Here is a 7,558-nt window from a genome sequence, read left to right as displayed (position 1 = left end):
ACCAAACTTACTTGACGCTTTCTTGCGATAGCCATAAGACACCCTGCTTATTTTTTACACTAAATAAACGTAGTCCTAAATTTTGAAAAGAGCAAAATTTAGGATGGGTGTCACTGTTAATTCACACGCTTTTTAATAAATCGAATTTCGTAATGATATAAACAGGTTCTTTTTTACATTCGACTTTATAAAGATATTGATTTTTAAGAAAATTAGTTTTTTCTTTTATTAAACTAATTTGCTCCCATGGTATTAAAAAACTCCTGGGAAATAGTAGAATCAACATCCGTTTTTGGCTTATAAATATACCTTGCTGAAATGATTTGATATTTAGCCAAGTCCGATATTCACTGTTTTTCTCACGAGAAATATCTGCCACATTCGTCAAGTACATACTGCTTGATTTTAAAAGTGAGGAATCAGAAATAATTAAATCCGTTTTATATTCTCTAGCTAGTTTAGGGTAATACCCAATAATGCTTTGGATATAATTGACTAAAATATAGAACAATAAAAATAAAATTAAGCATATAACAAAGTCCATTTTTTAATACTCCGAAAACTTGCTCTGCACTGCTGACTAAGCTGAAATTTAAGATGGGTGTCTTATTAATTGTGTGTTTAGATTGTGGGGTACGACAGCTTCTCATTATGCAATTGAGAATCATCTTCCCAAATAAGCCTCACAACATGTTTCCGTTTTGTCTGCCCATGAACACTAGCAATAAGCTCTACAGACTGATGCCTTTCTAAACTCTCCATTGGAAATTTTTCTGTTATTTCAGAATCGATTACGACATCATTTCCTTCTGGAAACTCAATTCTAACGTTTTTAGCTGTAAAAGAACCCTTATTCCAAACTTTAAGTCTGTATTTACTACCCCCTAACTTTATAAAAGAAGCTCCAAGATCTGCTCTTTTTTCTTTTAAAGCATCTTCACTCTCTTTTTCTAGAAGAAGGTTATTTAGCTTTTCTTGGCTTTCAACAAGGGACTTCTGCTTTTTGTTAAAGCTCACCGTTTGCCAAGTTGCATAACCTGATAAAAGAAAAGCTAGGCCTGCTATTAAGTCACCAGCATCGATAGAAACAGACATTATTTAAACCTTATATTCTTATTCCCAGAAAAAGACTTTTTCAAAGACTTACGCAGTTGATCTGCTAAGTCTCTTTTTACTTCATTTTTAATTTCAGAAAGATGTTCATCTATATTTTCGCTATTTTCTTGAAGAAGTTCATCTTTATTGAATTCTCGCTCGCAAGAAGCACAGGTCATTATTTGGATAGCTTCATCCACCCCTTCATCATATGAAAAATCTTTACAGCCACATGTCGAACACAAAAAATTTATGCTTCTATTATATTTATCAGATTTCATTAATAACTCCAATTTACAAATACACATAACAGATTATAGATCAATACCTTGGATTTCATACCCACACAAACGGCAAATAATAAGCTGTACGATAATTACACCAAACAACTCATTTATAAACAATTAATTACAATTGCTACTCAGTACCCTTTGTTATTTAACCCCAAAACGACTTTTAATAATGTTATGGGACAAATTGCAAATAGCTGTATTTATACACAGCTATTAATTCTATTTTTTTCAACCCAACCTTTAGCTAAACGGTTTATCAAATTACCATTCATTTTTAAACCGTGAATCATTTTCACAAGGTTTTCCATCCCCATCCATTTTTGTATTCGGGCAATTATTAATAAAAAATACCGCCTCATCGCGTGAGCGCATTTCAGTACAATATTGCCTGCCATCACACGTAAAATTTTGCGTGCTTTTAGTAATAACGATTTTTGGGTATTGTTTATCAAAGGTGGCTAAATCATCATTGGTGATAATGGGTGTTTGGCTGCTTGAGTGAGAGTTGTATTTAGTAAACGCATATAAACAAAGCACAGTAAGACCAATTGAGGCGACTTTGCCTAAAAAGCTACTGGCAAAATTAGATTTGGCAATACTGTGCGGGTGTTGTTTGTGTTTTTGATAAGGTGCTTTAAGCTCTGCAACGCCTTCTATGCGGCAGTTAATTGCTTTGGTTTTACCGTCGGGCTGTGTTGCAACTTCAAAGTAAATGGTGTCGCCAACTTTTGGCTTGCGGCTCATGTGTTTGAGCGCTGATATGTGTATAAACGTGTCGTGTTCTAGGGTGTCTGATTTAATAAAACCAAAACCTTTGTCGGTTTTCCACGACTTTAACAATCCTTTGTTCATGTATCCACCTGCTCTGCTTAAGCTGCGTTTTACGCAAATTCCATTTAGTTAACACTTGTTATTATACGTTCCTAAATTAAAACCATGCAACTAAATATTCATATTGCGTTAATTTTACGCTTTACCTACTAAACCAATTATTAAACTTAACCATTAAATTTAGCTACAAATAAGCGTGCTAAAAACAACTAAACCTCAACCTGTTTTATTTATAATTTGCGGCCAAATGTCCTTTAATTCACATCAACCATTACGCATTCACCCACGAGCTTAACAGCTTGTTTACACTCGGTTTTGTCATTAGTTATTTCTATCTGAATGAAGCTTTTTTAGTACGATTTTTCATTCGTTATTTACTTAATTTATCTATACAATCCACACCTTATTTTTACGCACGTATTTTAAGTGATTATCTCATGTTACTAACTGTTGTTTATATTATTGGTATTACCGCAGAAGCCATGACCGGCGCACTTAGCGCAGGCCGAATGAAAATGGACTGGTTTGGTGTGGTGCTGGTAGCCAGTGCGACCGCAATTGGTGGTGGCAGCGTACGAGATATATTGCTAGGCAATTACCCGCTAACGTGGGTACAACACCCAGAGTATTTATTAATTACCTGTATTGCCGGTATTGTTACTACGTGGCTTGCTAAATGGGTGGTTAAATTTAAAGGCATATTTATGCGCCTAGACGCCCTGGGTTTAGCTGCTTTTAGTATTATTGGCTGCCAAGTGGGGCTAAATATGGGCCTACATTACGGTATTTGTGTAGTGGCTGCGGTTGTTACTGGCGTATTTGGTGGATTACTGCGTGATTTAATATGTCGCCAAGCGCCGTTGGTATTACATAACGAGCTATACGCGAGTGTATCGTTACTTGTAGCGTGCTTGTACTTAGCGCTACACCATTACAATATTGACGACAACATCAGCATTATTGTGAGCTTGGTTGCGGGATACTTAATACGTATGGCCTCAATACGCTTTAAGTGGCGGTTACCTACCTTTAGTTTGTTAGAGCAGCACGCTAAATAACTTATGCTTTAATACAAATTAAGGCAGGTAATATACCTGCCTTAGTTAATATAACTATTAGCGTATTAATTTAATGCCCGCTTACATCACTTAACGTAGTTTTTAACCCGCTGTTATTTTGCTTAAGTACACTAAAACTACCATCGGTTTCTAGCACAACTGCGGCTACATCTTCTATAGCTAATATGCCTGCACCACGAATAGCGGCGCGAATTTCTGACTTTGTTACCCGCTGTGATTTAAGTGCAGCCGTGCAGTATTCACCATCACTTAGTAATAACGTGGGATTTGCTTTTATAAGCGCTGCAAATTTTGACGAGCGCACACTAAGCCACGTAATAATATATTGCAGCCCTATTAATACGACAAAGGCAAGTATGCCCTCAGCTAACGGAACACTTTTTGAAATAATAACAGACGCCAATATAGAGCCCAGCGCAATGGTGACTATAAAGTCGAACACGTTCCACTTTGAAAGCGTACGTTTACCCGATACGCGCAGCCAGAACACCAGTGCAATATAACCCAGTACGCCTATTGTAAGTACACGTAATAACCCCTGAATATCATCGTAAAACATAGTGGCTCCTTTTTTGTAAGTGCTCGTTATGTACTTACACTTTTTAATCTAATTAATTGCTTAATACCTAAAAACGTACCAAGTGGAATAAATAAAATCCACAGGTAGGCATAAAATTTTGAAATATTTATAAAAATGGCTGAGCTGTTTATGTTTTTATTTAACCTACTATTTAGCACGTACGTATTTATAAAAAGCCCAATTAAAGCAGGAATAATTTGTATAAGTGATACAACAATGGCTGATGAAATATGCCTCGCGATTAACTTAGGATCGCCACCAGAAAATATTGTATACGCATTATAAAACCCACTAAAAAAACTCGTGAGTGCGAGTAATAAAAAAGCCTATAATATTAGACTTAGTAAAGGTAAAAGTGTTTTCAAAAAAACGTCCTAGTTTGTGTTAATAATATGCACAGAGATATTTAACAGCCCATTAGTTTTAATTATACGCTTTGCAAATACTGTGCTAGTAATTTAAAGGCAATTATAACGCGTTGAATTACCTAGAATGGTTTTAATTTAAGTGGCGGTTGATTATGATGGAACACGTAATACTTACACCCTTTTTATAATTTTCAGTAAGGATCACCATGTCTAACTATAACGAATCACCAGAACAAGTTGAACAGGCCACTCAGGGCTTTGTTATGCAACAAACTATGTTACGTATTAAAGATCCAAAGCCGTCGCTTGAATTTTACCAAAATGTATTAGGTATGAAGCTGTTAGGTAAGTATGATTTTCCTGGTATGAAGTTTACGCTTTACTTTTTAGGCTACGAGCAAGAATTGCCACAAGGTGATGATAAAACTAAAGCAGAATGGGTGTTTCGTCGCCCTGCGCTAATTGAGTTAACCCATAACTGGGGCACTGAAAGCGACGACAGCTTTGAGGGATACCACAGTGGTAACCAAGAACCTAAAGGATTTGGGCATATTGGTATTAGCGTACCGGATGTTTACGAAGCCTGTGAGCGCTTTGCAAAGTACGACGTTGAGTTTGTAAAAAAACCAGATGATGGCTCAATGAAGGGCCTAGCATTTATTAAAGACCCTGACGGCTACTGGATTGAAATACTATCTGCTGAAGGTATTACTGAGATTATTCTTTCGCAATAACAATGAGCTGCTATAAAAAGAGCTTAGTTGTAATCTCCACCAGCAACTAATTACCAATTTAGAACCACTGGTTTTGTTACCTTGCTTTTAAGTGAGGTAACCCATTTAAACGTTTTAGGTAATTAGTTACCCGCTCCGCTGTATTGAAAGCATAAAAGGAGATTTAAATGCTCATTGGCATCATAGAAGATCATCAATTAGTAAGAGACAGCTTTAAAAAGCTTTTAGAGTTACAACCAGATTGGAAAGTAATTATTGAAGCCTGCAGCGTGACAGAAGCAAAGCTGGCTGTAGAGCTTGAACAACCTGATATATTTATTGTTGATATATCGCTTAACGGGACTGAAACCGGCCTTTCTTTTTTGTCGTACCTTGAAGAGTTTTTCCCACATATTAAAAGTATTGTGGCCTCCATGCACGACCACGAACCTTATGTAAGCAATGCTTTGCGATTAGGTGCTTTGGGTTATGTGTCTAAGCGCTCTGCCTCTGATGAGCTAATAGATGCAGTTAAAGCAGTCGCTTTAGGTAAAAGGTACATTAGTGAAGACGTAAACTTTTCGATGAGTAGCGAAAATTTAGCATTAACTGTACTTACTAACAGAGAGCTTGAAGCCCTTCCGTTATTTTCTAAGGGATTAAACGCTAAACAAGTGGCGCAAATACTCGAAATAATGCCTAAAACAGCACATGTACACAAAGCAAACATATACAGCAAACTTAATGTTACGACCTCGTTTGAACTGCTAAAAATTGCAATTGATGCGGGAGTAATACAGTTAGATGAACTTACCTAACGCTTCTTCTTTATCTAATGTTAGTTTTACTACCGCATACAAAGAGGTAGCTAAACAGTTATTGGTGGGGCTAATTTACTTTATTGCTTCACTCGCCGCTTTTTGGGTTAGCCAAAACCTTGAAACCGTACCCGAGAGCAGCGCGATATTTATTCCCGCAGGCGTAAAAATTGCGTTTTACTTACTCACTCCAACACGCTATTGGCTCACCTTATGGGTTGTATCGCGCGCTTTAGCTGCGCAGCTTGGTTTAACATACAGTGGGGTTTGGGAGTTTGATTTATTTCATGGCTTTTGGCAGGAACTTTGCTTTATAGCGCTTGTTTATGTGTTTAAAAATAGCCGTTGGCCGCCAAGCATTAACGACAGCCTAGGTATACTTTCGTTAATACTGCTTTGTGTTGCGAGTACATCTATAAAGTGGTTTTTGTTTGCCAGTGCATTTGAATTTACAAATGTATTGGTTGCTAAAGAGCTACTGCAGTATCAGTTAAACATGTGCTTGGGCGATATTACTGGCTCGCTGTTAATTGCCCCTTTTATTATGTTAATTTACGATTCTAAATACAGTTTTAACACAGTCAGGCTCACTAAGTTATTTGGCCTAGTAGCCACTTTAGTGTGTTTTATATTAATTGTATTTTTTGTCTATGCGGTTCGCCCAGATACCTACCCGCTATTACGGCTTGCATCGTTATTACCTATTATTTGGTTTTCGTATAAGTATGGCTCGTTAGGGGCTGTAAGCAGTGCAGCGCTAATTAACGCATTAATAATAATTGAAGCAAGCATTACGCACGAGCCTAGCAATACCTACATTAGCCAGTTATTTATTTTAGCAAACGCAATTACCAGTATGGTTTTAGGCGCTGCAATTACTGAGCTTAAACGTAAAAACAATGAGTTAAAGCAAACCAATAAAGAGCTTAAAGAGCAGCTAACTCAAAACACGGCGCTGGCTGCCAAAATGGTGTCGGTGCAAGAAAACGAGCGAAAGCACCTTTCGCAAGAGTTGCATGACGAATTAGGGCAAAACCTAACAGCATTAAAAACAGATTTAGCTATTTTGTCGCACCTTAGTAACGAAGATACCCAATCGTTTGTGACTACATTAAAAAACAATGCTAATTCGATGTATGACTCTGTTTATCAATTAATGCATTATCTTCGCCCGCGTGAGTTAGATGAACTCGGTTTAGAAAAGGCAATAACACAAGGGCGACTAAAAAGCTTACTGCACAAGGCAAATATTAAGTATCAGCCACAATTTAAGTTAGATAATAGCCTTTCAAAAGATCACGAAATAGCTATTTACCGAATTTGCCAAGAAGCAGTAACCAATTGTATGAAGCACAGCAATGCCAGCAAACTGGTTATAAATATAATAAACAGCGACGAATTTATTGAGTTAACAATTAGCGATAACGGGACTTTAGTAACCCCAACAGATAACTCAGGTCACTACGGTTTGGCGTTTATAGAGGAGCGAACTACAGCGTTAGGCGGCACTTTTAAGGTGTTTAAACAAAATGGCTTTACCATTAAAGTAAAGCTGCCTTTGAGTTTTGATGGCGCAATTAATTAGCAAACATGAACTTGTTTGGTATAAAACTTTTGCCTTAATTGGCCTTCGTCAAGGTGGTCGGGATTAACTTGAATCTCGGCTTGATTACCTAATAGCTGTAATAGCATGCCTTTTGATATCCTAGATTCAAATTGTAAGTGCATAACTTGTTTTGGCTAGATTAAGTGGTCAGTTGCTCATAAGCTAACTGCTTTTT

At 37.0% G+C, this 7,558-nt stretch carries 9 protein-coding genes; 4 read left to right on the top strand and 5 right to left on the bottom strand.

What is annotated here, in order from left to right:
- Nucleotides 1-121 precede the first annotated feature (121 nt).
- The 4 genes from I6E85_RS20530 to I6E85_RS20515 form a co-directional block, all read right to left on the bottom strand.
- Nucleotides 122-544, bottom strand: coding sequence for a hypothetical protein (locus I6E85_RS20530; RefSeq protein ID WP_024589309.1), 423 nt, complete (start codon nucleotides 542-544; stop codon nucleotides 122-124).
- A gap of 77 nt (nucleotides 545-621) precedes the next feature.
- Nucleotides 622-1,095 (bottom strand): hypothetical protein, encoded by a 474-nt coding sequence (locus tag I6E85_RS20525; protein ID WP_197237298.1) that lies wholly within the window; start codon nucleotides 1,093-1,095, stop codon nucleotides 622-624.
- Nucleotides 1,095-1,376, bottom strand: a complete 282-nt coding sequence (locus I6E85_RS21105; RefSeq protein WP_024589307.1) for a hypothetical protein — start codon at nucleotides 1,374-1,376, stop codon at nucleotides 1,095-1,097. The genes I6E85_RS20525 and I6E85_RS21105 overlap by 1 nt, the downstream gene beginning before the upstream one ends.
- A gap of 273 nt (nucleotides 1,377-1,649) precedes the next feature.
- The gene (locus tag I6E85_RS20515) at nucleotides 1,650-2,240 is read right to left on the bottom strand and encodes a cold shock domain-containing protein (RefSeq protein ID WP_024589306.1); all 591 of its coding nucleotides are present in this window, start codon (nucleotides 2,238-2,240) and stop codon (nucleotides 1,650-1,652) included.
- A gap of 416 nt (nucleotides 2,241-2,656) precedes the next feature.
- Between I6E85_RS20515 and I6E85_RS20510 the strand changes: the two genes are divergently transcribed.
- On the top strand, nucleotides 2,657-3,277 hold the full coding sequence (locus I6E85_RS20510; protein WP_007586765.1) for a trimeric intracellular cation channel family protein: 621 nt from the start codon (nucleotides 2,657-2,659) through the stop codon (nucleotides 3,275-3,277).
- Nucleotides 3,278-3,347: 70 nt separating this feature from the next.
- Here the strand turns inward: I6E85_RS20510 and I6E85_RS20505 are convergent, their stop codons facing one another.
- The gene (locus I6E85_RS20505) at nucleotides 3,348-3,857 is read right to left on the bottom strand and encodes a DUF421 domain-containing protein (RefSeq protein WP_024589305.1); all 510 of its coding nucleotides are present in this window, start codon (nucleotides 3,855-3,857) and stop codon (nucleotides 3,348-3,350) included.
- A 595-nt stretch (nucleotides 3,858-4,452) separates the two neighbouring features.
- Between I6E85_RS20505 and gloA the strand changes: the two genes are divergently transcribed.
- The 3 genes from gloA (at nucleotide 4,453) to I6E85_RS20490 (ending at nucleotide 7,362) form a co-directional block, all read left to right on the top strand.
- Complete coding sequence (gene gloA, locus I6E85_RS20500; protein ID WP_024589304.1) at nucleotides 4,453-4,980, top strand: lactoylglutathione lyase; 528 nt, start codon at nucleotides 4,453-4,455, stop codon at nucleotides 4,978-4,980.
- A 167-nt stretch (nucleotides 4,981-5,147) separates the two neighbouring features.
- The gene (locus I6E85_RS20495; protein ID WP_024589303.1) at nucleotides 5,148-5,777 is read left to right on the top strand and encodes a response regulator transcription factor; all 630 of its coding nucleotides are present in this window, start codon (nucleotides 5,148-5,150) and stop codon (nucleotides 5,775-5,777) included.
- Nucleotides 5,764-7,362, top strand: a complete 1,599-nt coding sequence (locus tag I6E85_RS20490; protein WP_024589302.1) for an MASE1 domain-containing protein — start codon at nucleotides 5,764-5,766, stop codon at nucleotides 7,360-7,362. The genes I6E85_RS20495 and I6E85_RS20490 overlap by 14 nt, the downstream gene beginning before the upstream one ends.
- Nucleotides 7,363-7,558: the final 196 nt, after the last annotated feature.

It is taken from the genome of Pseudoalteromonas sp. NZS71 (genome assembly GCF_015864715.1).
GTDB lineage: Bacteria > Pseudomonadota > Gammaproteobacteria > Enterobacterales > Alteromonadaceae > Pseudoalteromonas > Pseudoalteromonas arctica.
The sequence above is the reverse complement of the archived record's forward strand: the minus strand, read 5'-3'. Positions and strand labels throughout refer to the sequence as shown.